The sequence below is a fragment of the Flavobacterium sp. NLM genome (assembly GCF_002210235.1).
Taxonomy (GTDB): Bacteria; Bacteroidota; Bacteroidia; order Flavobacteriales; family Flavobacteriaceae; genus Flavobacterium; species Flavobacterium panici.
Genome location: NZ_LIAC01000021.1, coordinates 1 through 26,243, shown reverse-complemented (window position 1 = coordinate 26,243; position 26,243 = coordinate 1). Strand labels below are relative to the sequence as shown.

General features: G+C 33.4%; 25 protein-coding genes and 1 pseudogene. 14 read left to right on the top strand and 12 right to left on the bottom strand.

The features are described from left to right. Nucleotides 1-19 precede the first annotated feature (19 nt). Nucleotides 20-826, bottom strand: a complete 807-nt coding sequence (locus tag APR43_RS21830) for a glycogen/starch synthase (protein WP_053473999.1) — start codon at nucleotides 824-826, stop codon at nucleotides 20-22. Between the two features lie 78 nt (nucleotides 827-904). On the opposite strand from APR43_RS21830, the gene panC reads away from it, so the two are divergent. From panC to APR43_RS21805, 5 genes are all read left to right on the top strand, one after another. Next, nucleotides 905-1,783: a pantoate--beta-alanine ligase gene (gene panC / locus APR43_RS21825; RefSeq protein ID WP_053473998.1), complete on the top strand. Its 879-nt coding sequence runs from the start codon at nucleotides 905-907 to the stop codon at nucleotides 1,781-1,783. A gap of 14 nt (nucleotides 1,784-1,797) precedes the next feature. Then, complete coding sequence (gene panD, locus APR43_RS21820; RefSeq protein ID WP_053473997.1) at nucleotides 1,798-2,148, top strand: aspartate 1-decarboxylase; 351 nt, start codon at nucleotides 1,798-1,800, stop codon at nucleotides 2,146-2,148. A gap of 201 nt (nucleotides 2,149-2,349) precedes the next feature. Continuing rightward, nucleotides 2,350-3,504 (top strand): alpha/beta hydrolase, encoded by a 1,155-nt coding sequence (locus tag APR43_RS21815; protein WP_053473996.1) that lies wholly within the window; start codon nucleotides 2,350-2,352, stop codon nucleotides 3,502-3,504. Next, entirely contained in the window at nucleotides 3,504-4,865 is a 1,362-nt protein-coding gene (radA, locus tag APR43_RS21810) for a DNA repair protein RadA (RefSeq protein WP_053473995.1), read from the top strand. The genes APR43_RS21815 and radA overlap by 1 nt, the downstream gene beginning before the upstream one ends. Before the next feature lie 167 nt (nucleotides 4,866-5,032). Further along, a complete protein-coding gene (locus APR43_RS21805; protein WP_053473994.1) occupies nucleotides 5,033-6,997 on the top strand; it encodes a transglycosylase domain-containing protein in 1,965 nt (654 codons plus the stop codon). A 131-nt stretch (nucleotides 6,998-7,128) separates the two neighbouring features. Here the strand turns inward: APR43_RS21805 and APR43_RS21800 are convergent, their stop codons facing one another. Continuing rightward, nucleotides 7,129-7,878 (bottom strand): LytR/AlgR family response regulator transcription factor, encoded by a 750-nt coding sequence (locus APR43_RS21800; RefSeq protein ID WP_053473993.1) that lies wholly within the window; start codon nucleotides 7,876-7,878, stop codon nucleotides 7,129-7,131. After that, nucleotides 7,875-9,698 (bottom strand): histidine kinase, encoded by a 1,824-nt coding sequence (locus APR43_RS21795; protein ID WP_053473992.1) that lies wholly within the window; start codon nucleotides 9,696-9,698, stop codon nucleotides 7,875-7,877. Before APR43_RS21795 ends, APR43_RS21800 begins: the two co-directional genes overlap by 4 nt. 147 nt (nucleotides 9,699-9,845) lie before the next feature. Here APR43_RS21795 and APR43_RS21790 point away from each other — a divergent pair, with 147 nt between their 5' ends. From APR43_RS21790 to APR43_RS21775, 4 genes are all read left to right on the top strand, one after another. Then, on the top strand, nucleotides 9,846-10,826 hold the full coding sequence (locus tag APR43_RS21790; protein ID WP_053473991.1) for an SIMPL domain-containing protein: 981 nt from the start codon (nucleotides 9,846-9,848) through the stop codon (nucleotides 10,824-10,826). 110 nt (nucleotides 10,827-10,936) lie between these two features. Next, a complete protein-coding gene (locus tag APR43_RS21785; protein ID WP_053473990.1) occupies nucleotides 10,937-12,097 on the top strand; it encodes a vWA domain-containing protein in 1,161 nt (386 codons plus the stop codon). Between the two features lie 22 nt (nucleotides 12,098-12,119). Then, nucleotides 12,120-12,743 (top strand): murein L,D-transpeptidase catalytic domain-containing protein, encoded by a 624-nt coding sequence (locus APR43_RS21780; RefSeq protein ID WP_053473989.1) that lies wholly within the window; start codon nucleotides 12,120-12,122, stop codon nucleotides 12,741-12,743. A gap of 59 nt (nucleotides 12,744-12,802) precedes the next feature. Then, entirely contained in the window at nucleotides 12,803-14,443 is a 1,641-nt protein-coding gene (locus tag APR43_RS21775) for a DUF4139 domain-containing protein (protein ID WP_053473988.1), read from the top strand. 170 nt (nucleotides 14,444-14,613) lie between these two features. Here APR43_RS21775 and APR43_RS21770 read toward each other — a convergent pair whose 3' ends face one another. The 3 genes from APR43_RS21770 to APR43_RS21760 all read right to left on the bottom strand — a co-directional run bounded on the left by APR43_RS21770 (nucleotide 14,614) and on the right by APR43_RS21760 (nucleotide 17,780). Beyond that, nucleotides 14,614-15,651 (bottom strand): aldo/keto reductase, encoded by a 1,038-nt coding sequence (locus APR43_RS21770; RefSeq protein ID WP_053473987.1) that lies wholly within the window; start codon nucleotides 15,649-15,651, stop codon nucleotides 14,614-14,616. 277 nt (nucleotides 15,652-15,928) lie between these two features. Beyond that, a complete protein-coding gene (locus APR43_RS21765; RefSeq protein WP_053473986.1) occupies nucleotides 15,929-16,873 on the bottom strand; it encodes an OmpA family protein in 945 nt (314 codons plus the stop codon). A 145-nt stretch (nucleotides 16,874-17,018) separates the two neighbouring features. Then, nucleotides 17,019-17,780, bottom strand: a complete 762-nt coding sequence (locus APR43_RS21760; RefSeq protein ID WP_053473985.1) for an exodeoxyribonuclease III — start codon at nucleotides 17,778-17,780, stop codon at nucleotides 17,019-17,021. A gap of 120 nt (nucleotides 17,781-17,900) precedes the next feature. Between APR43_RS21760 and APR43_RS21755 the strand changes: the two genes are divergently transcribed. Further along, nucleotides 17,901-19,703 carry a GNAT family N-acyltransferase gene (locus APR43_RS21755; RefSeq protein WP_053473984.1) on the top strand — a complete coding sequence of 601 codons (1,803 nt, stop codon included), beginning with the start codon at nucleotides 17,901-17,903 and terminating at the stop codon, nucleotides 19,701-19,703. 103 nt (nucleotides 19,704-19,806) lie between these two features. On the opposite strand, the gene APR43_RS21750 is transcribed toward APR43_RS21755, so the two are convergent. From APR43_RS21750 to APR43_RS21725, 6 genes are all read right to left on the bottom strand, one after another. Next, on the bottom strand, nucleotides 19,807-20,067 hold the full coding sequence (locus APR43_RS21750) for a TM2 domain-containing protein (protein WP_053473983.1): 261 nt from the start codon (nucleotides 20,065-20,067) through the stop codon (nucleotides 19,807-19,809). A 239-nt stretch (nucleotides 20,068-20,306) separates the two neighbouring features. Next, nucleotides 20,307-20,570, bottom strand: a complete 264-nt coding sequence (locus APR43_RS21745) for a TM2 domain-containing protein (protein WP_053473982.1) — start codon at nucleotides 20,568-20,570, stop codon at nucleotides 20,307-20,309. A 90-nt stretch (nucleotides 20,571-20,660) separates the two neighbouring features. After that, nucleotides 20,661-20,939, bottom strand: a complete 279-nt coding sequence (locus APR43_RS21740) for a TM2 domain-containing protein (protein WP_053473981.1) — start codon at nucleotides 20,937-20,939, stop codon at nucleotides 20,661-20,663. A gap of 22 nt (nucleotides 20,940-20,961) precedes the next feature. Next, nucleotides 20,962-21,363 carry a DUF805 domain-containing protein gene (locus APR43_RS21735; RefSeq protein WP_053473980.1) on the bottom strand — a complete coding sequence of 134 codons (402 nt, stop codon included), beginning with the start codon at nucleotides 21,361-21,363 and terminating at the stop codon, nucleotides 20,962-20,964. A gap of 211 nt (nucleotides 21,364-21,574) precedes the next feature. Then, entirely contained in the window at nucleotides 21,575-22,522 is a 948-nt protein-coding gene (locus APR43_RS21730) for a 2-hydroxyacid dehydrogenase (RefSeq protein WP_053473979.1), read from the bottom strand. An 81-nt stretch (nucleotides 22,523-22,603) separates the two neighbouring features. Continuing rightward, the gene (locus tag APR43_RS21725) at nucleotides 22,604-22,837 is read right to left on the bottom strand and encodes a hypothetical protein (protein ID WP_053473978.1); all 234 of its coding nucleotides are present in this window, start codon (nucleotides 22,835-22,837) and stop codon (nucleotides 22,604-22,606) included. A gap of 621 nt (nucleotides 22,838-23,458) precedes the next feature. Between APR43_RS21725 and nhaA the strand changes: the two genes are divergently transcribed. The 4 genes and pseudogenes from nhaA (at nucleotide 23,459) to APR43_RS21705 (ending at nucleotide 25,964) form a co-directional block, all read left to right on the top strand. After that, nucleotides 23,459-24,604 (top strand): Na+/H+ antiporter NhaA, encoded by a 1,146-nt coding sequence (nhaA, locus tag APR43_RS21720; RefSeq protein ID WP_053474521.1) that lies wholly within the window; start codon nucleotides 23,459-23,461, stop codon nucleotides 24,602-24,604. Between the two features lie 63 nt (nucleotides 24,605-24,667). After that, nucleotides 24,668-25,210 (top strand): hypothetical protein, encoded by a 543-nt coding sequence (locus tag APR43_RS21715; protein ID WP_053474522.1) that lies wholly within the window; start codon nucleotides 24,668-24,670, stop codon nucleotides 25,208-25,210. A 189-nt stretch (nucleotides 25,211-25,399) separates the two neighbouring features. Beyond that, a pseudogene (locus APR43_RS24715) lies at nucleotides 25,400-25,507 on the top strand (c-type cytochrome); the annotation flags it as partial. Nucleotides 25,508-25,664: 157 nt separating this feature from the next. Continuing rightward, on the top strand, nucleotides 25,665-25,964 hold the full coding sequence (locus APR43_RS21705; RefSeq protein ID WP_205720343.1) for an antibiotic biosynthesis monooxygenase: 300 nt from the start codon (nucleotides 25,665-25,667) through the stop codon (nucleotides 25,962-25,964). Nucleotides 25,965-26,243: the final 279 nt, after the last annotated feature.

Sequence of the window (26,243 nt, the reverse complement as noted above, 5' to 3'; positions counted from 1 at the left end):
TCGTATTAATAGTTAAAATTTAAAGACCCATAGTTTTATAGAAATTTGTATACGCTTCGGCGAATGCATCTTTCGCGGCGAAAGGTAAAAAAGGTTTTCCTGAAGATTCTATAAATTTTGTTAAACTTGGAGAAACATTTTCTGACGCAATAATGACAGCATCAGAATGCAATATGCTGGCCTTTAAGACATTTTCGTAATTTGGGATTTCAAGATCAGCAATTGATTCGTGCGGAACACCATCAAATTTAACCTTGTTTATCATTTCTAAATCTAAATTTTCATCAAAAGACTGACCATAAACTGAGGTAACGATTTTTGTATCGTTAAATAAAGCCTCATTTTTATAGTAGTGTTTCATATAAATTGGAAGCATCGCAGCCAACCATCCATGAACATGGATAATATCCGGAACCCAATTTAATTTTTTTACAGTTTCAACAACTCCTTTTGCAAAAAATATCGCACGCTCGTCGTTGTCTGGATATAAAACCCCTTCCTCGTCTGCAAAAGTGGCTTTACGTTTAAAATATTCATCATTATCAATAAAGTAAACCTGAATTCTTTCTTTCGGAATTGAAGCTACTTTGATAATCAATGGCATATCTAAATCATTCACTACCAAATTCATCCCTGAAAGCCTGATCACTTCGTGTAATTGATGTCTTCTTTCGTTGATATTTCCATATCTTGGCATGAAAATTCTTATCTGACCTCCCTGATCGTTAATCATTTTAGGAACGTCATAAGACATTAAAGAAACCTCATTTTCAGCCAAATAAGGCACGACTTCAGATGATACGTATAATATCCTCTTATCTTTCATAATAGTATTTTACTTAATTTTTGGTAATAAAAACGTCGCAAAATTACAAAAATTTATGCAGTTTATAACTAATATATTATGTTTGCACTAAATTTTAATAATACCGCCATGCATATTTTCTACGGTAAAGTAGCTCTGATAGCCTATTTAAAAACTATCAAAACCGCAAATTCGACTATAGGATTTGTCCCAACCATGGGAGCTTTACACCAAGGGCATCTGGCTTTAATGCAGCGTTCACTTAAGGAAAATGACGACACCGTTGTAAGTATTTTTGTAAATCCTACGCAATTTAACAATCCCGAAGATCTTGAAAAATACCCTCGAACTCTTGAAGAAGACGTCAAGAAAATGAGAGGTTTAAGTGACAAAATAATTTTATATGCTCCTTCTGTCGATGATATTTATGAAGGACAGACAATTTCACAGTCTTTTGACTTTGATGGTTTAGAAAACCAGATGGAAGGAAAATTCCGTCCGGGTCATTTTAATGGTGTTGGAACAATCGTAAAACGCCTCTTTGAAATCGTTACACCAACCAATGCTTATTTTGGTGAAAAAGATTTTCAACAGCTTCAAATTGTTAAAAAACTGGTCGAAAAAAATAATCTTCCGGTAAATGTTGTTGGCTGCCCAATTTTTAGAGAAGACAATCTTTTGGCAATGAGTTCCAGAAACGAAAGATTAACTGCTGAAGAAAGAAAAGAAGCCGCAATAATATATAAAGTTTTAACCGAAGCCAAAGAAATCTTCCAAAACAGTACACCTGAAGAAACCATTAAATTTGTCGAAGATTCCTTTAAAGACAACGAAAGATTTGAACTCGAATATTTCGTCATTGCTGATGAATCGACATTATTACCTATCGATCATAAAACAAACGATAAAAAATACCGTGCGTTTATAGCGGTATTTGTTAATTCTATAAGACTGATAGACACCATTTCATTAAATTAAATTACCTTTGCTGCATGCAAATTCAAGTTATAAAATCAAAAATTCATCGAGTAAAAGTTACTGGAGCTGATTTAAATTATATTGGCAGTATTACTATTGATGAAACTTTACTGGAGGCTTCAAACATTATTGAAGGCGAAAAAGTAGCTATTGTTAACATTAATAATGGAGAACGTTTTGAAACTTATGCCATTAAGGGAGAAAAAAATTCAGGTGAAATCACGCTGAATGGACCTGCTGCCCGAAAAGTTCAAAAAGACGATATTATTATTATCATTTCTTATGCAACCCTCGATTTTGAAGAAGCTAAAACCTTCAAACCGTGGATCATTTTCCCAAATGAAAATGATAATTCGTTAACATAAACCACATTCCTTTCTTATTTTACATGTATAATTTGTCAAAAAATATTTTTGTACAAACAGATTTTCTTTTGCCTAAATCGAAAATGTATACATCGTAAGAAATCATTGCTTTTTTTATTCCCCAAAATCACAAAAAGCAAATAAAGTATTATATTGCTACACTATTTGAATACTTTTTAATTCACTGAAATGCCACAAATCATGAAAAAAGTTTACCTACTCATTACATTAATTTCCATTTCTGTATTCTCCCAGAAAAAATTTGATAATATCCAATCCGAAAAACTAGGAGAAGAAAGAAGAATAACAATTGGACTTCCTCCTTCTTACGATGCAAAATCAGATAAAAAATATCCTGTTTTATATTTATTAGATGGTGATTATTTATTTGATCCGTTTTCCGGAGCTATAAGTTATGGTAATTATTGGGATGATATTCCGGAGATGATTATCATTGGTATTCATCAAAATAAAGATGAAGAACGTTACGACGATACAACAATTGATCAAAACGAAGGTCTGCCTTTTGAAAAAGGAGCAAAATTTTTCGAATTTATTGGTTCAGAGCTTATTCCGTATGTAGAGAAAAAATACCGTACATCTCCTTTCAGAATTATTGCAGGTCATGATGTAACAGCAAGTTTTGCTAACTTTTATCTTTATAAAGAAGAACCTCTTTTTAATGCATACATTTGTTTGAGTCCGGAACTTGCTCCAAAAATGGAAGTTCGTATTGCTGAAAAATTTGCCAAAATACAAAAACCAATATTCTATTACCTTTCTGCTGGAGAAGGTGATATCAAGAAAATAAAAGAACCAATTGAAAAATTGGCCGGAAATATTAAAATCGCAAATAATCCGTTAGTGAATTATAAATACGAAGTATTTAAAGGAGCAACGCATTATACTGAGGTTTTACATTCGATTCCGAGTGCATTATATCAGATTTTTGATATATACAGACCGATAAATTCTGCGGAATTTAACGACAAAATTGCGGTTCTTCAAACGGGTTATGCCGATTATTTACAAAAAAAATACAACGATATGTCTGAAGTTTTAGGCGTTCAGATTCCTGTTAGAATGAGTGACTTTAAAGTAATTGAAAATATTATTTTAAAAAGAAATGCCTACGATGAATTAGGAAGAATGGCTGAAATTGGAAACGTAAATTATCCAAAAGCCATGTTAGGAGAATATGAATTAGGCTTGATGTATGAAAAAATGGGCGATCCTAAACATGCTTCAAAAAAATACCAAAATGCTTCACAAATGGAGCCAATTGGCGATTTGAATAAAGATTTGATGTATGAGAAAATTGACGAAATGAATACGCTTGCTAAAAAAACCAAATAATGTCAAAAGTTAAAACTTCCTTTTTTTGTCAAAATTGCGGGACCCAGTATTCTAAATGGCAGGGACAGTGCAACGCGTGCAAAGAATGGAATACAATTGCCGAAGAAATTATTCAGAAGCAGGAAAAAACAGCGTGGAAAAGCGAACCAACCTCAACAAGCAAAGCACCGAAACCTTTAAAAATAAATGAAATCGATTCGGCTCAGGAAATCCGTATGGATACTACTGATGGCGAATTGAATCGTGTTTTGGGCGGCGGCATTGTTCCGGGATCTTTAACGCTATTAGGCGGAGAACCGGGAATTGGAAAAAGTACACTTTTACTTCAAATCTCATTAAAATTACCTTATAAAACTTTATACGTTTCTGGAGAAGAAAGTCAGAAGCAGATAAAAATGCGTGCCGAAAGAATTACGCAAAGCAGTGAAAACTGCTACATTCTAACGGAAACCAAAACGCAGAATATCTTCAAACAAATTGAAGCCATTCAGCCTGAAATCGTGATTATCGATTCTATTCAGACTTTACATACTGATTATATTGAATCGACTGCCGGAAGTATTTCTCAAATCAGGGAAACTACTGCCGAATTGATCAAATTTGCCAAAGAAACCAATATTCCGGTTATTTTAATTGGCCATATTACGAAAGACGGAAATATCGCCGGACCAAAAATTTTGGAACACATGGTTGATACTGTTCTTCAGTTTGAAGGCGACAGAAATCACATTTACCGAATTTTACGCTCGTTAAAAAACCGTTTCGGTTCAACTTCTGAACTCGGAATTTACGAAATGCTTGGAAGCGGTTTGCGCGAAGTCAGCAATCCGTCAGAAATATTGATTTCGCACAAAGACGAAGAATTGTCAGGAACCGCAATTGCTACAACACTTGAAGGAATGCGTCCGCTAATGATCGAAATCCAATCTTTGGTAAGTACCGCAGTTTACGGAACTCCTCAAAGAAGCACAACAGGTTACAATGCGAAAAGACTAAACATGATTTTGGCTGTTCTTGAAAAAAGAGCCGGATTTCGTTTAGGCGCAAAAGACGTTTTCCTAAACGTAACCGGAGGAATTTCTGTTGATGATCCTGCAATTGACCTTGCCGTTGTTGCTGCCATTTTATCATCAAATGAAGATATTCCGGTTGGAAAAGGTTTTTGTTTTGCCGGCGAAGTTGGACTTTCTGGAGAAATCCGTCCTGTAAACCGCGTTGATCAAAGAATTCAGGAAGCTGAAAAATTAGGCTTTGACACCATCTTTGTTTCTAAATACAATAAAATTGCTTTAAAAAATACCGGAATCAAGATTGAACTTGTGGCAAAAATTGAAGATGTCGCGAGTATTCTTTTTGGTTAAGTTTTTTTTTGCCACGAATTTCACAAATTAAACACGAATTTTTTATTTAAATTTAGCACCTATTCCAAAGTAAATATCACATCAAATTAATTCGAGAAATTAGTGAAATTCGTGGCAAAAACCATCCTACTAACGAACAATCCTAAAATCTTTACGAAATAGACTTTATGAATTTTCCAAAACAAAAAATTTTCAAAGCTTTAAAAATACTTGCCCTGGTATTGATTTTGCTTTGCATTGGATTATACTTTTTTCGCAATTCACTTTTAAAACAGGCAATTGCAAAAGTAACCCACAAAATGGCTGTTGATTATAACAGTGATTTTTCAATAAAAGATGCTTCTTTTAATGGTTTATCAAGCATCAAACTTACCGATGTAGTTTTGGTTCCCAAAAATGCCGATACACTTTTAAAAATTAAAAACATTGAAACCAGCGTCAGTTTAAGTAATTTATTAATTGGCGATGTTCAGCTTGGAACTTTAAAAGTCGACAACGGTTACATACAATTAGTTAAAAAAGGAAAAATCCGCAACTTCGATGCTTTTTTAAAAAGAGATCGTGACGATTCTGAAAAAAGCGAAAAACGAAAATACGGTGCTTTTGCTTATCGTATTATTTCAAAACTGCTCAATTTGGTTCCGACTGATATGAATTTGGATAACTTCCAATTCAAAATTGACGATAACGGCAAAAAAACCGCTGTAGCGATAAATAAACTGGTTTTAAACAACAAACAACTTGAAACCAGTATTCATGTCCAAAGTAAAGATTTTGATCAGCGCTGGAACTTAAAAGGTTTTGCAGATCCTAGAAACCAAAAAGCGGATATTCGGTTTTTTAATTTAGATACCGGAGCCATTCGCGTTCCGTATCTTGATGAAAGATACGGCTTAAAAGCAAGTTTTGATTCTATTCGTTTAAACGTTGAAAATATTGATAAAAGCGGAAGCGAATTTCATCTTGACGGTTTTACTTCAATCGTAAACCTAAAAATCAACCATCCAAAAATTGCCAGTAAAGATGTTGTTATAAAAAATGCACGTTTCGATTATAGATTTTTATTGGGTGATGACTTTATTTCGATTGACAGTACTTCGTCAATGACGCTGAATAAAATCAAACTGCGTCCATACGTTTCTTACGACACTGAAAAAGATACAGTTTATACTTTAAAGGTGGATATTCCGAAAATGAAAGCGCAGGATTTTATCGTTTCACTTCCTGACGGTTTGTTTACGCATTTTCAGGGAATGCAGGCAACGGGGAATTTTGATTATAAACTCGATTTCAAATTCAATAAAAACAAACCGAATACACTTGTATTTGACAGCAAACTCAACAAAGAAGATTTACGAATTACAAAATATGGCGAAGCCGATTTAAATAAACTAAACGGCGAATTTGTTTATCGTGCGATTATTCAAAATGTATTGCAAAGACCAGTTTTGGTTGGAAATGCAAATCCGAATTATACGCCTTTAGACCAAATTTCTCCTTATTTAAGAAAATGCGTTTTAACGACCGAAGATCCGTCGTTCTTTTCACATCGTGGTTTTATAAATGAAGCTTTCAAACAATCGATTCTTAAAAATATTAGAACTAAAAAATTCTCCCGCGGCGCGAGCACGATCAGCATGCAGTTGATTAAAAATGTTTTTCTTACCAGAGAAAAAACGCTTTCGCGAAAGCTTGAAGAAATCTTATTAGTTTACATTTTAGAAAATAACCGAATTGTAAGCAAGGAAAGAATGCTCGAGGTTTATTTCAACATTATCGAATGGGGACCAAATGTTTACGGAATTGGCGAAGCGAGTCATTTTTATTTCCAAAAAAGTCCGTCTGCTTTAAATGTTGATGAGTGTTTATACTTGGCTACGATTATTCCGAAGCCGAGAAAATTCATGTATCAGTTTAATGATGAAGGAAATCTGAAAGATTATGCATTGAAAAATCAAAAATTCTTGAAGAATTTGATGTTCCGTCGTGGTCTTTTAGTTCCTGAAGATACAATTGGTCAATTACCCGTTTACATTTCAGGAAATGCGCGTTCGTTAATAAAAATCAAAGCTCCGGATTCGACTGCGGTTAAAAATGATTCTTTATCTACTGATGAGGAATTTGATTTGTAGGTATTTGCCACGAAGGCACTAAGTCACAAAGTTTTGTCATTTCTCCTGCAAGGTTTCCAAAACCTTGTAGGTGTTTGTTACTATTTACTCTCTAATACCTACAAGGTTTTGGAAACCTTGCAGGAAACGAATTACCTAAAGTTTCTTAAAAATTCTTCCTTATAAGTTGAAGAAACTTCGATTTCAGTTTCATCATTAAGTGTAACAATCCCGCCTTTATTATACGATTTCACACAATTCATATTAATAATATGCGATTTATGAACCCGAATAAATGGCAAAGGTAAAATCTCTGAAAAGTGTTTCAAAAATCGGCAGACCATTTTTTTGTTTCCGTTATTGAGATATAAATCGGTGAAGTTACCGTTACCGCGAAGGCGCACGATTTCTTCCATTTTTACCACTTCAAAACCTTCAAGTGTTGGCAGAATAACTTGCTGCTTTTCCGGTTTTTGTTCGTGAAAGTTTTCTACGATGATTTTATTTCGGTTAAAGATTTCATTGTTCATTATTTGATGCTGTACTTTATTTACCGCAACAATCAATTCCTCAATACTTATGGGCTTTAACAGATAATATGCCGCACTCTGATTCAGGGCTTTCAATGAATATTCAGAAAAAGCGGTAACAAATATGGTTTCAAAATGTAAATCTTTACAGGCTTCCAATACATCAAAAGCATTTCCAAAAGGCATTTCGACATCCAGAAAAACCAATTGTGGTTTCACTTCATGAAGCAGCGGAACGGCTTCTTTTATATTTTGAGCTTCACCCACAACCTCAACCTGCGGACAGTATTTGCTTAAATAATTTTTAAGCACTTCGCGCGCAGCAAGTTCATCTTCGACAATTACACTTTTTATCTTCTGCAGTGTCATCATATTTTGTCAATTAATGGAAAAACAATTTCAACGATAGTTCCCTTCTCTGCTCCTTCTTTCTCCGAAATCTTAAATGAAATATCTTTTTTATATAATTCGTTCAAAAGATCAATTCGTTCTTTTGTATTGTTCAAACCGCGGGATTCATAGATTTTTTGATTTGTTGTTTTGAGTTCACGGCTTTTGGCTAAACCAATTCCGTTATCATCAATCGTAACGATTATTTTTCCGTTTTTATAATCAAACCGAAGCGATAAAAACCCCTTTTTATCTAAATAGCGCAATCCGTGCCAAATTGAATTTTCTAAATGTGGCTGGATAATCATATTTGGAACAAAAACCCTTTCAGCATCCAGCGAATCATCTACAATAATTTCAAAATCAAATTTATCCTCAAAACGCAAATGTTCTAAATCCAGATATTTCTTAAGCTGTTCGACTTCTTTATCCAAAGAAATAAAATCCTTATTGGAATTTTCCATCATATTTCGCATCAAATTTGAATACGAAGTCAGGTATTTATTGGCTTCCAGTTCTTTATTTTCAGATATAAACTGATTCACGCTATTCAAACTATTGAAAATAAAATGCGGGTTCATTTCACGACGCAAAGACTGCAAAGCGATTTCTTTATTTTTTATTCTGATGGAATACAATGCTTTTGAAATAAACGTAAACAAAAGCAGCAGTAAAATTACTGAACCAATTAGAAAATAATTGAAGGTGTTTTTCTTTGAAATCAATTCGTCCTTCAAGGTTTTTTCTTTCTCTAACTGACGAATTTTATCCTCGGTAATCTGAAACGTTTTAGCATCAATTAAAGTCGTATCAGAATGAATGAGCTTTTCGAAGTTTTCAAAAAACTGTTCGTACAAAGCCATACTTTCTTTGTCCTCGCCTTTTGTTTTGTAATATTTAATTAAAGAAGACAAACTTTTTTTGGCTTCCGCCGAATTTCCTTTTTGAAACGATAAATCATACGCTTGTTTCAAAGATGAAATTGCTTTTTCAGCTTCTGCTTTTTGAAAATAAAGAGATGCCAGCGATTGCAATTGTTTTATTTCGGTATTATAATCTTTATTGATTTTGGCTTCGGCAAGTAGTTTTTCGTTGATGCTTACGGCTTTATCAAACTGATTGTCTTCGGCATACACTTTTGCAATTTCATTCTTGATTTTAATTACAGATTCCGGTTTGTCTTTTGCATACACTAATGCTCTTTTATAGCTTTCAATAGCAACCTTTTTATCTTTTAAATCTAATGAATTTTGCGCTTTTTGCACGTACGCATCTGTAACTTCCTGGCTTTTCTTTTCCTTTTTCAGCAATTCAATATTAGAATCTACATAACCCTTTTGACTCTCCGGATTCGACTGATTTTTAAGTCGGTTAGCGTCGTTTAAATTTATCTTTTCTTCAGAAACATCTTTTGCTAATGAACCCGCAACTTCATAATTTTTAATTGCCGAATCAAAGTTCTTCTGGTTTTCCTGTGTTTTGGCTAAGCTTCGCGTTACACGGGTTTTATCGTCGGTTAGTTTTAGTTTGGTATAACTGTTTAATGCTCTTTTAAAATATTCTTCGGCTTTGGCATTATCACCGTTATTTAAAAATTCATTCGCCAGCCTTTCATAATTCTGAGCAATTTTTGCTTCATCATTTTCATTTAATGATTTCGATAAATCGTCGGCAGCTTTACTGATTTTGACCTGCTGGCTTTTTTCACTTTTCTGCACAGGAAATGCCTGCGCTATTGTTCGCTGTGGAAACAGTAGCACTAAACAAAACAGACTAAAACCAATTAATAAATGACGTTTCACAATATGTTATTTAGAAATGTAAAGTAACCTAATTTCAAATTCCTATCCTATATTTTTCACCAAGTCAAACAGCCTGTTGACCCATTCTGTCAAAAATACGTTTTTTCGATCAATACATTTGACCACTAATTCTTAAAAACTATAATCATGAAAAAACTATTCTTTACATTTTTAGCGCTTCTATTTTCTTCATTTATTATTGGCCAGGCTTCGGGAAATGTCAATTATAAAAATCCGCAATCTTATAATAACGACAATAATACGATCGACACAAATTTCCCTTCAAATGGCGATATTGTGGTAAGCGTAAAAGGGCTTGCCAATATTAAAGCAGATGCTTATACGGCAATTTTCAGTGTAACTCAAACGGGTAAAACCACTAAAGAAGTAAATGAATTAATTGATCAAAGAATTACGCAGTCTCTCAATGCCATTAAACTTAAAAAAGGCGTGGAAACTTTTGTCGATATGATTTCGTTTGTTCCTGCTTATGAATATGAAGCAGAGAAAAAGCTTTTTAACCGTAAAACTTATAATGAAGTTCCGGCTGGATTTGAGTTGAAGAAAAACATTCATATCAAATTTTCAGACCCAAATCAGCTTAATGAGTTTATTGCTATTTTATCTAATAACGAAATATACGATTTGGTACGAGTGGATTATTTCTCTAATACATTAGAAACGGTTAAGAGAGAAATGATGCTAAAAGCAAAACTTTTGGTTCAGGAAAAAATTAAAAACTATCAGGAATTGCTTGGCGAAACATTTATAAATGCCGAAAAAAGAATCACCGACGATTACATCGTAAATGTTCCAGTAGAAATGTACAAATCGTATGAAGCTTACAATGGTTCTTCTTTAAACTTAAAAAAAGCGGCAAACGTTAATCAGCTTAGTAAATCTGTTACACTTTATTATCAGCCTGTATTTAATAAAGAATTTGATTTCGTTATTAATCCTACTGTTTTAGAACCAGTTATTCAAGTACAATATGAGGTTAAAATGGCGATTAGCAGAGAAAAGAAACAACCTTTAAAAGCCGACAAAACAGAGAAAGAATTTATTCTGGTGACTGCAAATGGTGATTTAAAAACATTGAATACAACTACAGCCCGACCAATTCATTAATCTGGCAGAAGCATTTCACCAAGTCAAAATACCGTTTCACCATTTGTGCAAAAAGCGCGCGTTTTTAGTTTTTAAGTTTGATCTGTAATCATCCAATTAAAACTAAAATTATGAAATCAAATCTTTTTATTTCCGCGCTTTTTGCTACTGTGTTTTCTATTGCCGGCTGTAATTCAGCGAATGCAAATCCAAAAAATAAAACTGAGATTAAGAAATCAGATTCCGTTACGGCTACCAAAATTCAGGTCGCACTTTTGCTGGACACTTCGAGCAGTATGGAAGGATTAATCGATCAGGCCAAATCGAGATTATGGAACATCGTGAATACTTTGACGACTTTAAAATACGAAGGAAAAACTCCAGATATCGAAATAGCGTTGTATGAATATGGAAATAGCGGCTTATCAGAAAAATCAAATTACATCAGACAAATTACGCCGCTTTCAACAGATTTGGATTTGATTTCGGAGCAATTATTTGCACTTAGAACCAATGGCGGAAATGAATATTGCGGCGCTGTAATTCAGGATGCGACAAAAGAATTAAAATGGGCAGACGAGAACAACAGTATGAAACTGATTTACATTGCCGGAAACGAGGGATTCAATCAGGGAAAAATCAGCTATAAAGAAGCCATAAGCAGTGCTTTAAAAAATGATATTTATGTAAACACGATTTTTTGCGGCAATAAAACGGAAGGTATAAACATATTTTGGAAGGATGGCGCTGACATCGGAAAAGGGAAATATTTTAATATCGACGCCAATCAATCTGTTGAATATATCGCAACGCCATATGACGATGAAATCACTAAATGCGATGAAAAAATAAACAAAACCTACATTAATTATGGTGCTAAAGGAGCTGACAAAAAAATGAACCAGGTTATGCAGGATCAAAATGCCAAAAAGGTTTCGAAAGCTAACTATACAGACCGCGCCGTAAGCAAATCAAAAGCGGTTTATAAAAATGAAAGCTGGGATTTGGTCGATAAAACAAAAGATGATGCAGCAGCTCTTTCGAAAATTAGAAAAGAAGAACTTCCCGCTGAACTTCAGGGTAAATCGACTGAAGAATTGCAAAAAATCGTAGCTGAGAAAACGAAGGAAAGAGAAACAATCCAAAAAGAGATTAGTGTTTTGGCTAAAAAACGTCAGGCGTATATTGATACCGAAGCTAAGAAAACTAAAAAGCAAGACGATCTTGGTAACACGATTAATACTTCGATAGTTGCTTTTGCAAAAGTGAAAGGTTATACGGTTGAGAAATAAATCGTACTGCAAATCCTGAAACATGAAAAAGAAAATATTCTTTTTGCTTTGGCTGAGCATTTTTGGCTTGAGTTTTGCCTGTAACAATAAGGAAGAAAAGCCAAAAATCATTACAAGTTCAAAACCGGTTTACTCCTACGAAGAGAAACTAAAAAGTGAGATAACTGAGATTAGGAATTTTTTGGGGAAAGCTCCTAAATACAATTCAAATGTTGTCTTCTTATTAGATATGAAGATTGAATCTGGAAAAAACCGGTTTTTTGTTTACGACTTAAAACACAACAAAATATTGAACAAAGGTTTGGTTGGCCACGGTTCCGGATCTGAAACCGGAATTGCCGGAAAACTACAATTTAGCAATACCAAAGATTCTAACTGCAGTTCACTTGGCAAATATGCAATTGGTAATTCTTATTTTGGAACTTTTGGAAAAGCATACAAATTATACGGTTTAGACAAAACCAATAGTAATGCTCTCGATCGAAATATCGTCCTCCACAAATATGTAGATATTCCTTTTGAAGAACAAATAAATCCTATTTGTAATAGTTTGGGATGCCCAATGGTTAACGAAAAGTTTTTTGGCGTAATTGAAAAAATGATCGATAATTCTAAAAAGAAAATTCTTTTAGTAATGTATTATTAAACCAACCTTTCACTTCATTTTGTCATCTATACTTTTATAACACTTTAAATTATACTCCAATGATTAAGAAACATGCAACGGCGCTTTTATTATTTTTAGGCATTTTTGCCTTTGCGCAAAAACCCATTTTCACCACTGCAAAAGTAAAAGCGGCAACGGTATATTTTAATGCTGCCGAAATTTCTCAAACTGCAAGTACGACTTTACCATTAGGAACAAGCGAAATTGTAGTTAAAAATGTGGCAGTAAATTTAAATGAAAGTTCTATCCAAATTGGTACGCCTGCAAGTGTAACGGTGCTTTCGGTTCAGTTTACCAATAATTATATTTCAGAATATGAAACTGATCCTAAATCGCCGTTATTGAAAAGAGTTCGTGACAGTATTGTTTTGGTTCAAAAGGAAATTCAGAAAGTAAATAATACTATCAATTCTGAAACAAAAACCATTCAGTTATTAGACAAAAACCAACAGATTTCCGGCGTAAATTCTGGATTGAATGTTGCCGAATTAATGAAAATGGTGGAGTATTATAAAAGCAAACAAATTGAAATTGCTAACAACATAAATACGCTGACAGAGAAAAAGCAAAAACTGGACGAAACGCTTCAAAAACTTAATAATAAACTTGAAGTGGATACAAGCAAAGAAGAAAAAACTTCGTCTGGAAAACTAATCGTTCAGGTAATGAATAGTGTAGCCGGGCCGGTTCCTTTAGAAATATCTTATTTAACCAATAATGCTGGCTGGTCTCCTTTTTATGATTTGCGTACCGAAAGTGTTGCGGCTCCAATTAATATGATGTACAAAGCACAAGTGGTTCAAAATACAGGAATTGACTGGAAAAAAGTAAAACTGACTCTTTCAAGCGGTTATCCAAATCAAAATAATCAGGCGCCAATATTGAGTTCTTGGTTTCTGGCGAATCAGGTATATAATGATGAAGTTGTGACTATTGGTTATGGAACACAGAAAAAAAGGAATCAGCTGCAGGGAAGTGTTTTTAAAGATAAAATAGCAGGTGTCCAAACGGAAATGGCTGCACCTGCGATAGCAGAATCTTCTGTTTCGAATTACACAACAGTTGCGGAAAACCAGCTTAATATTTCTTTTGATATTGATATTCCATATGATATTTTATCGAATGGAAAAATTCACAGCGTCTCTTTAAAAGAAATAAAACTTCCGGCAACGTATAAATATTATGCGGTTCCAAAAGTGGAAAACGATGCTTTTTTACTTGCTGAAATTGCAGATTACAGTAAATACAATTTATTGCGAGGCGAAGCGAATATTATTTTTGAAGGAATGTATGTTGGTAAAACGTTTATTGAACCGAATCAAACCAGCGATACTTTGAACCTGAGTATGGGACGCGACAAAAAAGTATCTATCAAACGTGAAAAAGTCGCAGATAAATCAGGAACTAAGTTTTTATCTGCTAAAAAAGAACAGACTTTTACTTTTGATATTACAGTAAGAAATAACAAAAAAGAAGCGGTTGAATTGCTTTTGAAAGATCAATATCCATTGACTACAAATAAAGATATTGAAGTAGAATTACTGCAAAGTGATTCGGCAAAAGTAAATGCCGAAACCGGAATATTAACCTGGCAATTGCAGTTAAAACCAAATGAAACCAAAAAATTCAGAATTAGTTATAAAGTGAAATATCCAAAAGATCAAACTTTGAACTTATAAATGGATAAACATTTAAACACAAATTCCACAAATTTCACGGACTGATCTGTGTTAATTTGTGGAATTTGTGTTATAAAAGGCCTTCGACTACGCTCAGGCTGACACTTGAAATTTAGAAGTCTCTTGAAATTGTCAGGCTGAGCGTAGTCGAAGCCCTATTTAGCAAATAATTAAGGCGCCGGATCTGGAATAATCGCCTGAACGTGGTTAATTTCTGCTATAATTTCTTTTGATAAAACTACATCAATTGTGGCGATGTTTTCTTTTAACTGTTCCATTGTTGTTGCACCAATAATCGCACTGGTCAAAAATGGCTGTTGCAAAACAAATCCCATTGCTAGTTCTGTCAATGTTAATCCGTGTTTTTTAGCAATTTCCTGATACAATTTTGTTGCTTGTGTACATTGTTCGCTTTTGTAACGTGTGTATTGCGGAAAAAGATTAACTCTCGCATTTGGATGTGCTTCGCCAGTTAAAAATTTACCCGTTAAAACTCCAAATGCTAAAGGAGAATATGCTAATAAACCAACATTTTCATATTTTGAAACTTCGGCAGAACCCACTTCAAAAAGGCGGTTCAATAAATTATAAGGATTTTGAACGGTTTTGATTCTTGGCAGGTTTTGGTATTTACTTTCCTCTAAAAGACGCATCATTCCCCACGCGTTTTCATTTGAAACTCCAATATGTTTAATTTTTCCTTCTTTAATTAATCCGTCAAACGTTTCAAGGATTTCTCTAAAATGATCTTCCCACGCATCATCATGACCATTAAAACCACGCTGTCCGAAATAATTTGTTTTACGTTCCGGCCAATGCATTTGGTACAAATCAATATAATCTGTCTGAAGGCGTTTTAAACTATTTTCTAAAGCATATTTAATACTTGCCGGAGAAAAATCTCCTTTTTCACGCATATAAGTAAAATTCGGGTTTGGTCCTGCAATTTTAGAGGCTAAAACAACTTTATCGCGATTTCCGGATTTTTTAAACCATGTTCCGATGATTTTTTCTGTACTTCCGTAAGTTTCTTCACGTGCCGGAACGGAGTACATTTCGGCTGTATCAAAAAAGTTTACGCCTTGTTCAAGTGCATAATCCATTTGTTCGTGACCTTCAGCTTCTGTATTCTGCTGACCAAAAGTCATCGTTCCAAGATTTATTTTACTAACTTTTATATCTGTGTTTGGGATTGTAGTGTATTTCATTTTTTTCTTTATAGGTTCAAAGTTGCAGAGGCGCAAAGGTACAAAGGGATTTTACAAATCTAAATTTGACAAAGGTTAAAAAAAGTACAAGATTTTTATGCCTTCGTTTCCTGCAAGGTTTTGAAAACCTTGTAGGTATTGTTATCTATTCTCAACAAACTTAAACTTAAACCTACAAGGTTTTCAAAACCTTGCAGGAAACAAAAAAGGGTTCAAAGTAAAACTTTGAACCCTTTTTAAAAATCTTAGCATCTTAGTCCCTCAGAACCTTAGCAACTTAATTTATACTATTAAGCATTTCAGCGATTTCATCTAATCTTGGTGTTAAGATGATTTCGATTCTGCGGTTTTTAGCTTTTCCTTCCGGAGTGGCGTTGCTTGCCAAAGGAGAAAATTCGCTTCTTCCCGCTGCTGTAAGTTTTTGTTTGTTGATTTTATTGTTTTCGCTCAAAATAGCTACAATTGCTGTTGCTCTTTTAGTCGATAAATCCCAGTTGTTTGCAATTGGTCCTGAACCAGCATACGGATCATCATCTGTATGTCCTTCAATAAGAACAGAAAGATCCGGATTGTCGCCCAAAACTTTTCCAAGTTCTACAACGGCTCTTCTACCTTCTGTTCCAACAGCCCAGCTTCCTGAATTGAAAAGTAATTTGTTTTCCATAGAAACATATACTTTACCGTTTTTCTGTTCTACTGTTAAACCTTTACCTTCAAAACCGTTAAGAGCTTTAGATAAAGTTTCTTTTAGCTTGCGCATTGCTTCTTCTTTAGCAGCAATCATATCTTCAAGTTCTTTCAAACGGTTTGCTGTTTTATCTAAACGTGCTTGTTCATCGGCCAGTTTTTTAGATTTTGCTTCTAATTGAGCAAGCAAATCACGGTTTTTAGCCATATTACTTTCTAATGCATCGTTGCTGTTTTTCTCTAATGCATTATAAGAATCCTGTAATACTTTGTATTTCTTTTGCTCTGCAGCTAAATCAGCTTTTTGTTTGGCAAGGTCATCTTTTGTTGCCGATAAATCTTTTGTTAGTTTATCTCGGTCTAACTCTAACTGATTTTTTGCTGTTTTTAAATCTGCATTTTCGTCAGCGATAGAACGGTTTTCTTTTTTTAGATCTGAATATTTTGTTTCAAGATCATTGTAAATCTTTTTGGATACACAAGAAGTTGCAGACAATGCCAAAACTACTAATCCAATGGAGGCTTTTTTAATCATTTTACTTTTGTTTTTTATTTGGGGCGATAATAATTCTTAATATTTTAAATTCAAAAATTCCAAATTCCAATGTTTCATAGTTTTAATGGAATGTATATTTTAAATCTTTGAACCGCAGTTCTTTCAACAAGAACAATACCAAACTTTATTCAATTTCAACTAAAACCGGACAATGATCTGAGTGAATGGCATCTGGAAGAATAACGGCACGTTTTAAACGATGCCCCATTACTTCGCTCACTAAATTATAATCGATACGCCAGCCTTTGTTATTTCCTCTGGCTCCTGCGCGGTAACTCCACCATGAATAATGATGCGGATCTTTATTAAAATGACGGAAACTATCAATAAAACCAGACTTCATAAAACTATCCAGCCAGGCACGTTCTGCAGGTAAAAATCCCGAAACCGTTTTGTTACGAACCGGATCGTGAATATCAATTGCTTCGTGGCAAATATTGTAATCGCCGCAAATAATAAGGTTTGGAAGCGTCAGTTTCAATTCGTTAACATAGGTTTGAAAATCATCCATAAACATAAATTTATGATCTAATCTTTCGATGTTAGTTCCAGAAGGTAGATACAAACTCATTACCGAAACATCATCAAAATCAGCACGTAAATTTCTGCCTTCAAAATCCATATGATGAATTCCAGTTCCGTAAACCACTTTTTTAGGTTCTATTTTAGATAATATTGCAACACCGCTATATCCTTTTTTTGTTGCAGGATAGTAATATTGATACGGATAGCCGGCAGCCGTTATTGCTTCGACAGGAATCTGATCCTGAGTAGCTTTTATCTCCTGAAGGCAGATAACATCTGGACTTGCCGCCTGAAGCCATTCGATAAAACCTTTAGTAATTGCAGCACGAATTCCGTTTACATTATAAGAAATAATTTTCATATGGATATTTTTTTTAGGATTCCAAATGTAATAAAAAAGAGGAAAGTTTGTAATTGAATAAAGGAAAAGTAGAGTTTTTTGTTATCTTTGTTCGCTGCTCTAATAAATTAAAAATAGTACATGGGTTTAGTTACCGCGAAAGAAGTTGCAAAGGCAATAAATGTTGAGAAGTACGGAGTGCTTGGTACCTTCTCAGGCTGGATTCTTATGAAGGTTCTTAAGATCTCTACCCTTAATAAAATTTACGATCATAATAAACATTTAGAGGATGTTGCGTTTTTAAATGGAATTTTGGATGAGATGGAAATCAAATTCGAAATCCCTGAAGAAGATTTAAAACGTTTACCTAAAGATGGCGCTTATATAACCATTTCAAATCATCCGCTTGGAGGAATTGATGGTATTTTGCTTTTGAAATTAATGCTTGAAAGAGAACCAAATTTCAAGATTATCGCTAATTTCTTATTGCATCGAATTGTTCCGCTAAAAAAATACATCATGCCGGTTAATCCTTTTGAAAATCATAAGGATGCTAAATCGAGCGTTGTTGGAATCAAAGAAACTTTGCGTCATTTAAGTGACGGAAAGCCTTTGGGAATTTTCCCTGCCGGGGAAGTTTCGACTTATAAAGATGGAAAATTAGTAGTAGATAAACCTTGGGAAGAAGGTGCCCTAAAATTAATCAGAAAAGCCAAAGTTCCGGTTGTACCGATATACTTTCACGCTAAAAACAGTAAATTATTTTATTGGCTTTCTAAAATTGATGATACGCTGCGTACTGCAAAACTTCCGTCAGAACTGCTTACACAAAAAGACCGTGTTATTAAAGTTCGTATTGGGAAACCAATTTCTGTAAGCGAACAAAATGAAATAGAATCTTTTGAAGAATACTCAGAATTCTTAAGAAAGAAAACCTATATGCTTGCCAATCCTTTTGAAAAAGACACCAAATTGATTGACACAGCAAGTTTAAAAATTCCTAAAGCACCCAAAAAAATCGTTACGCCGGCGAATGAATCAAAAATGATTGATGAAGTTCAGGCGTTAAGAAACAGCGACTGCAGGTTATTACAGAGTAAAAATTATGAAGTGTTTTTTGCACGTGCAAAATCAATTCCGAATATTTTACATGAAATTGGACGTCTTCGTGAAATTACTTTTAGAGAAGTTGGTGAAGGAACTAACGAATCTATTGACATTGACGAATACGATCAATATTATCACCATATGTTTTTATGGGATGATGAAACTAAAAAAATCGCAGGTGCTTACCGTATGGGATTAGGGGCTGAGATTTACCCGAAATACGGCATCGAAGGTTTTTATCTGACTGACTTATTCCGTTTTGAACCCGAATTGCATGATATGATGCATAAATCGATCGAAATGGGACGTGCTTTTATCATTCGTGAATATCAGCAAAAACCAATGCCTTTATTCTTATTATGGAAAGGAATTATTCACACTACATTACGTTATCCTGAACATAAATATTTATTAGGCGGTGTGAGTATCAGTAATCAGTTTTCAGATTTCTCTAAATCACTTATGATTGAGTTCATGAAATCAAATTATTACGATCCGTATATTGCACAATACATTCACCCGAAAAAGGCATATAAAGTAAAACTGAAAGACGCAGATAAAGACTTTATTTTTGACGAAGCTGAATCTGACTTAAATAAATTCGATAAAATTATTGACGAATTAGAACCTGGAAATTTACGTTTGCCAGTTTTAATTAAAAAGTACATCAAGCAAAATGCACGTGTGGTTGCTTTTAACGTCGATCCTTTGTTTAATAACGCTGTCGATGGTTTAATGTACATTAGAATCGCAGATATTCCAGAAAGCACTATGAAACCTGTTATTGAAGAGTTTCAAATAGAATTAGAACGTAAATTATCTGAGAAAGAAGATTAATCAGATTTACTCCAAAATAGAAAAATCCCATTTGCTAATACAAATGGGATTTTTTATTTACAATTTTTATTTAAAAACTAGTCGTTTTACTTTTCTATTAGGATTAAAACCATGGCTTTTTACCAACCTGATATGTCTGGTAAAATTCTTCATCTGATTTTGTTAGATAGATAATACCTTCAATAAAACCAACAATTCCACCTAAACCACAAGTAATTAAAGTAACTATAAGTTGAATAATTCCTTCTTTTTGATAACCCAAATAAAATTTATGTACTCCAAATGATCCTAACAAAATCCCTAGAACCCCGGCAGTAACTTTTTTATTCTCTACTTTTCCTGAATTTAAATCTTCGTTTTCCATAATAATAAATCTAATTTTTAACTTCTTAATTATTTCTAAAAACCCGCAATATTACCCCCTTAAACATAAAGCTTAAACCACTAAAAGCCATCAAAGTATTATAAAAAGACATTTATGAATCAATCTTCGAATAGAGGAATTATATTTAATCTGTACATAAAAAAATCCCATTTGCTTATACAAATGGGATTTTATGTTTACAATTTTGTTTTAAAACTAGTTCGTTTTACTTTTCAGGATTAAAACCAGCCTTTTCTGCCAACTTGATACGTTTGATAAAAATCTTCATCTGATTTTGTCAGATAAATAATTCCTTCAATTAAGCCTATTAAACCTCCTATTCCGCATAAAAGACCTAAAACAAGCTGAATAATGCCTTCTTTACTATATCCTAAATAGAATTTATGAATTCCTAATACTCCTAATAAAATAGCTAGAATTCCAGCAACAACTTTTTTGTTTTCTGGTTTTGGTCCTCCAAATTCTGATTGTGTGTTTTCCATAGTTTTATTCTTAAAATTAGTATTTAAATTAAAAAATAATCGGGCAAAAAAAATCCCATTTGTTATGATACAAATGGGATAAATATGTTTTTAGAACCAGCCTTTCTTACCTACTTGGTAAGTTTGGTAAAATTCTTCGTCTGATTTTGTCAGGTAAATGATTCCTTCAACGAAACCAATTATACTTCCAACTCCGCAAGTAACAAGAGTAATTACTAATTGGATAATTCCTTCTTGTGTATATCCTAAGATAAATTTGTGAATTCCAAATCCACCTAATAAGATTCCAAGGATTCCGGCAACAACTTTTTTGTTTTCTGCTTTTGGTTCAGATGGTGTATTCCAAGATTCTGGTTTTGTAGTCTCCATTTTTATATATTTAGTTAATTAATTATTGCAATTCAACTTTACCAATTTCATTGATTTCTTCGATATCATTTTTAGGGTAGTCTCCATCTGTACATAATAAAATCAAAATCCAGATTGGGCCGGCTAATGGAATAAAAGCAACAAAATAAAACCAGCCGCTTTTTCCAACATCGTGTAATCTTCTAACTAATACACCTAAACTTGGAAAAAGTGTTGCCAATGAATAAAGTATCACAAGAACATATCCAATGATTCCTCCTGTCATAGCGTCACCAAATATTGTCCCAAGTATAACTCCAATAATTATTAATGAAAATGAAATTATACCATTTGCAAGTGCAAAATACCAATATTCACTTCTTCTTGCACGACCTTTAAAGTTTGCATAGTTTTCAAAAACCACTTTTTTGTACCATTCAATCATAAATTAATAAATTAGTTAGTTTACCCCTACTCTTTTTAGGATTTTCAGTTTCTCCTTTTCTAAAATTTTGTTAAAAAAATCGAAAACAATATTAAACAAAAATAATTTTAAAAACTAATAATGAACATTACTTTTACAGAATTGCCTTGTTATTAAAAACTAAACTGATTTTATTAAAATCAAGAAGTAATTAAATTCTGATATCAATAATTTACTTCGAATACACTTTTTTTATTTTATCAACAATAACCTGTGCCAAACGCTCGTGACTTTCAAAAGTCCAACCTGCAATATGAGGCGTTAAAATTACTTTTCGCCCGTCTAATAAATACTGAAAAGCTTCGGGAGTATTTTTATCCTGAAAAAGAGTTTCAAAAGACAGCTTTTCATATTCCAAAACATCAAGACCTGCACCAAGTACTTTCCCGGTTTTCATTGTCTCAACTAAATCTGCCGTAACAATATTTTTACCTCTCGAAGTATTAATTATCCATATTGGCTTTTTGAATTCGTTAATAAACGCAGCATCAACCATTCTATCCGTTTCTCGAGTCCACGGAATGTGCAGACTCAAAACATCTGTTTTTTCCTTAAGTTCCTTTAATGAAACTTGTCTGGCATTTTCATCTCCCACATTATCCTGAATATCATAACATAAAACTTCGACATCAAACCCTCTCAGTTTTTTTGCAAATGCTTTACCCATATTTCCATAACCAATAATCCCTACCGTTTTTCCATCCAGTTCGTGACCACGGTTACTTTCTCTGTTCCATTGACCCGAACGAATTTCATAATCGGCAATATTCAATTTATTAAAAAGAGAAAGAATCATCCCTAAAGTATGTTCTGCAACCGCATTTCGATTTCCTTCGGGAGCGGCGATTAGTTCAATATCTTTAGATAAAGCGTAATCACAGTCAATACTTTCTAAACCCGCACCAACACGTGCAATAAACTGTAAATTGGTCGCTTTGTCCAGAAATGTTTTATCAATTTTAAATCTGCTGCGAATTACGATCCCGTTATAATCCTGAATTTTAGCTTCAATTTCTTCTTTAGAAGATTTAAAATCGGCGTGATTTTCAAAACCCGCTTCTTCAAGTTGTTGCCAAAGAATAGGGTGATTGCTGTCGATATGAAGAATTTTTACACTCATTTTTTATTCTGTTTTATTAAAACAAAAATACAGCTAATTCTTAATTGTTCCATTTTTAAATGAAAACACAATTTCAATTACTTAATCAACATCCAGATAAGGATCAAGAACTTCTGCCAATTTATTGAGCCAATAAAAATTATCATCGATATTAGGTAATTCAGATTCCAAAGTTTCACATCCGCGCATAGAGCACAATGAAAGAGCATGATTTACTTGTCGTATCGTTTTGGCCATATCTTCAGGATCAATACTGTGTATGAAAAAGTCTTTTAATCTGTTTTCAAATTCTTGTGAAAGGTTTTCTGTAGTCATTATTTTATTTTTTTATAAGTAAATTGCCTCCAGTTTTAACTGGAGGTTTTTTTATGTTAAAAGGGAAAGGCTTTAGCCGAATTTCTATTTAAAAGTAAAATCTAGCATTTCTTTAAATTCAAGATTTAAAGCATTTAAGATTTTTACAAGAGTTTAGTTGTGGTATTTACTTCAGCTCTTTTATTCTGCCTATTTGAGATTAGGAATGTTACTATCACAAAAGTCGTAATAATTTTCTTTAAATAAGACTCATAAATGTGTCCAAAATATTAAAAGTTTTATTATTTTTTAACTGAAATAATTCCTCTCGTTTTGTCATTTCGAGGAACGAGAAATCGCACTAGAAACTCGACAAAGATTGGCGATTCTCTTTATAGATTCACGAGTGCGATTTCTCCTTCGTCGAAATGACATAGAATGAGCATAGGTTTTTTTCTCAAATTGGGTTAGACGCACTGCAGTGCGTCTCTACGATAAAACCTGGCGAAACCTTTGTCCCTTTGAACCTCTGAACCTTTGTCCCTCTCGAACTAAACTTTTTTATTGGTCAGATTTTTTTTAACTTTGAAAAACAAGCCTCAAAGAAATTCTCTCTTTTCTAAATCACACAATCTTTCTAAAATGAAATTGACCAAGACTTTTAAAGCCTTTTTTGAAAACGAAAAATCAGGAGGATTGCTTCTATTATTTGTTACGATTATTTCTTTGTTTGCCGCAAATTCGTCTTATGCGACGGAATATATTTCTTTTTGGGAAAAAGATCTGGGCGGACATTCGATCACGCATTGGATTAACGACGGATTAATGACGATTTTCTTTTTATTGATTGGTTTAGAATTAGAACGCGAAATTTATCATGGCGAACTTTCCAATATAAAAAATGCATCATTGCCTATTATGGCTGCTTTTGGCGGAATGCTGGTTCCTGCCGCTATATTTTTAGCTTTAAATTTTAAAACGGCAACGCAAAACGGTGCCGGAATTCCAATGGCGACAGATATTGCTTTCGCAATTGGAATTTTATCTCTTTTAGGAAACAAAGTTCCCGCATCTTTAAAAGTCTTTTTAACCGCACTTGCCGTTATAGACGATTTGGGCGCCATAATTGTCATCGCTGTTTTTTACACAAAATCAATTGCCTTTTTAAATTTAGGCATTGCATTGGGAATTTGGATTTTATTATTTCTCTTAAACCGAATGAAAGTTTACAACCTAATTCCGTATTTAATTGGCGGCGTAATAATGTGGTATTTTATGTTAAACTCCGGAGTTCATGCTACAATAACGGGCGTTATTTTAGCCTTTGTGATTCCGTTTGGAGACTGCAGCGAAAAATCGTCCTCTTATAAATTGCAGCATTTTTTACATAAGCCTTCGGCATTTTTTATTTTGCCTTTGTTTGCAATTGCGAATACTTGCATCGCCATAAATTCTGATTGGCATGCTGGATTAAATCATCCCAATACATTTGGAATTATTCTTGGTCTCGTAATAGGAAAACCTTTGGGAATTGCTCTTTTTTCTTCCATTGGCGTAAGTGCCGGATTATGTGCTTTACCAAAAAGCTTAAAATGGGCGCATATTTTAGGCGCCGGAATGTTGGGCGGAATTGGTTTTACAATGTCTATTTTTATTACGCTCCTGGCTTTTAAAGATCCCGAAACAATTCTGTATTCTAAAATATCAATTATTATAGCTTCTGTACTTTCCGGCGTTTTGGGATTTGCTTATTTAAAGTTTGTTCTTTCCAAAGATAAAAGCGTTTAGTTTTTTGGCACGCAGATTTTCGCAGATATAAACAGATTTAATTTTAATAATCTTAATTAAGAAATGAAAAAGTATTATTGTTTGTTGTTTAGTTTTGTCTTCCTTTTTTCTTGTAACGACAAAAAACCCGTTTCTGAAACTCCCATTTCAAAAAAAATTGTTACTGTTACTTTACCAAAGCCATTTGACAAAAAATTGATAGAAGGCACTTATGAAACAAAAGCCGAAGAAAACGATTCTGATGATTGTCAGCTTTCTTTACAAATAACTAAAACAAAAAGCGGGTATTCTTATTTCTTAAAAACAAAAACCAGACAGCTTAAAGGAATTGCGACTTTTAAAATCCAAAAATATGGAGAAAAATATTTGATTCTCGAAGGTATAAAATGGGATGAATATGAAGGCGATATAAGTCATGAAGAAGAAAATGATTCTGTTTCGGATTCTGAAACTTCTTCAAAAGAATTAGAAATCCCAGTTGGAATCGAAGCTTCTTATGTAAAAGACACATTGACAATTCAAAATTATGGCAACTCGATGAATTCCTATACAAAGCTTTCAGAATGTGGGAGGAAATATATTCGATTGATTAAAACCCAAAAGTAAAATTCCAAATTCCAAACTTCGCAAATGAAGAAAATACGCCATATCCTTTTGTTTTCAATTACTTTGATAATTCTACTCGTTGGAGTAATGTTCTATGAAATAAAAACGTATGAACCTGTAACAAATTGTCAAATTCCTGTTCCCTTTTGTGGAACAGAAAGTCCTAAATTAACAGAAAAACAATATGGGGGAAAAGAAATTTTTAACGCTAATTGTGCTGCTTGCCATAAACTAGACGCCAAAAGCACTGGTCCGGCACTTCGTAACATTGATTCATTAGTTTTTGTAAAATGGATGATCGATAAAAATCACAGGATTGACACCACTAAAATTGAAAAATTAGGACTTGATTTTCACAGAACGAAGTTTAAAGATTATTTAAATGAAGAAAATCTTCCTTTGTTAATAGATTATTGTTCAGGAATACGTTATTAAATCTTAAAAACTTACCATTATGATCGCAAGAATATGGCACGGAAAAACAAAAGTTGAAGATTATGAAGCTTATACCCAATTCATAAATGACACTGCAATTCCTGATTATTCAAAAACAGCTGGTTTTGTAAAATTGTCTTTTTTAAGAAATATCAAAAACAACGAAGCACATTTTACGCTAATTACATATTGGGAAAATCTCGAAGTAATTAAAAATTTTGCAGGAGACGATTTCGAAAAAGCAAAATATTATCCTGAAGATGATGACTTTTTATTAGAATTTGAAGAGAAAGTCGAACATTTTGAGGTTTTTGCTTAAACAATTATCCTAAATGTCATCCTGAGCGAAGTCGAAGGACTTTATTGTGCATAAGGTCTTCGACTTCGCTCAGACTGACAATCTATTAATTTCAAATTTATCCATAATATTGTCATTTCGATTTCTATGATAAAACCAAATCTTTTTGATAATGGATTTGGTTTTTTATTACCGCAAAAACCCGATGTATTATTTTGTTTCTCACAGCGTTTAAAACGCTCATTTTATTCTTTCCTTCATCAACTTTTCTGATGTAGTATTTTCTTAAATCATTGTCTA